This window comes from Gemmatimonadaceae bacterium (genome assembly GCA_035633115.1).
Lineage (GTDB): Bacteria > Gemmatimonadota > Gemmatimonadetes > Gemmatimonadales > Gemmatimonadaceae > UBA4720.
In genome coordinates, this window is the sequence record DASQFN010000018.1 from 1 (window position 1) to 1,763 (window position 1,763).

The following is a 1,763-nucleotide window of genomic DNA, read 5'->3' on the forward strand; positions in this document are numbered from 1 at the left end:
ATCTCCGCCGCCTTTTCGCCAATCATGATCGACGCCGCGTTCGTGTTCCCGCTGACCACGTTGGGCATGACGCTCGCGTCCGCCACGCGCAGCTTTCCTACCCCTGTTACCCGGAGTCGCGGATCGACGACCCTGCCGATCCCGCATGTGCACGTCAAGTGGTACACGGTTAGCGAAAAATGCAGCGCGAGATCCTCCAGAAGAGCATCACTCGGAGTCGCGCCCTCCTGATACCCGTGCTTCTTCGCGAGGAAAGGCGGGACCAGCAGGGGACCGATCTTGCGATGGGAGGGCCACTGCGCTACGACCTCAAGGGCCCTGCGCACCACGGCGATCATCACCTTCAGGTCGTGGGCATCGCCGAAGTAGTTCATGCGGATAGCTGGGTGAACGGCGGGGTCAGCGCTTTCGAGCACGATCTCGCCTTCACTATGCGGCAACACCGGATTCGCCAGTACGATCATGCTTTCCGCGTTGGCTGCCAAACGCTTCGACGCGTCGTCGAAATACTGATCCGTGTCAACGTTCAGGCACGAATGCCACAACTCGTAGTTGTACCCACAGGGAATGAAAGCGATCTGCGCGTCGTGACTGTGGTGGTCGCCGAGGCCGGTCGAAAACCAGGCACACGCCTCGTAAAGCGAGGAGGACACGAGGCCGCAGCCAGTCTTTTTCCACTCGGCGAGTCGCCGCTCTGCTTCCTGCTTCAGAGCCTGAAGCTCGGCAGGCATCTTCTCATCATCCTGGGGATCCGCGGGCAAAGGTCCGGCGGGGTGGCGAAGGGCGGCAGCTCCCATAGAGAGGCCAACTTCACTCATCGAGACGCCGACCCCTGGCGCCGGAAAGAACAGAGGCACCTGGATGTGGTCCTTTAGGTGCTTGCCAACATGTGGCAAATCGACGAGACACGGAACGCCAATCGTTTCGAGTTCGCGTCTTGGCCCAATACCGGAGAGCAGCAACAAGTGGGGCGAACCGACCGCGCCCGCACTCAAAATCACTTCCTTGCTAGCGATGGCGGCACTGATCTCGCCGGTCGCTTTGCGATACTCGACGCCCTTGGCCTCGATCTGTCCGGGCGAACCCTCCAGTAACACGCGCGTCGCCTGCGCCCCGGTGATGATCGTGAGGTTGGGCCGGTGGTCCGCCTCGCCCTCCAGGAATGCGCGATAGGTGCTCGACCGTTTGCCCTGCCGCGTACTGGTTTGCACGAGCGACACCACACCCGCCGCGCCGCCGCGGTTGCGTCCATTGTAGTCACCGCGCGGGATGCCGGCCGCCTGAGCCGCCTCGACGAATTGGCGGGCGCCTGGGAGTATCGGCGAACGCACGCAGACCCCCATTGGACCAGCGCTGTTGTGCGCCGCCTCATCGATCACGACTTCATCGCACGGCGCGAGCCCTTCGCTCTTCCGGAAGTAGGGCAGCACATCAGCATAGCTCCATCCGGTCGCGCCGCCCTCAGCCCAGGCATCGAAATCGCCCGGGTGGCCGCGCACATACGCCATATAGTTGAGCCCGGAGGACCCACCGAGCATCTTGCCTCGCGGCACCGGGACGCGTCGTCCCCTGAGCCCGAGCCCGGCCTTCCCGGGGTCCGCGGTGTACATCCAGTCCGTGGCCGGGTTGAGCTGCATGGTCCCGCACGCCACAGGCATTAACTCCACGTCCGGCGGCCGCTCGCCCGCCTCGATGAGTGCCACACTACAACCAGGGTCTTCAGAGAGACGAGCCGCGATCACCGCCCCAGCGGATCCGCCCCC

1 protein-coding gene is annotated in these 1,763 nt (G+C 63.9%); it reads right to left on the bottom strand.

All coding sequences use genetic code 11. The features are described from left to right. Positions 1 to 1,703 (bottom strand): GMC family oxidoreductase N-terminal domain-containing protein (locus tag VES88_02360; GenBank protein ID HYN80315.1); only part of this gene is annotated, 1,703 nt, incomplete at its 3' end. Between the last annotated feature and the right edge of the window lie 60 nt (positions 1,704 to 1,763).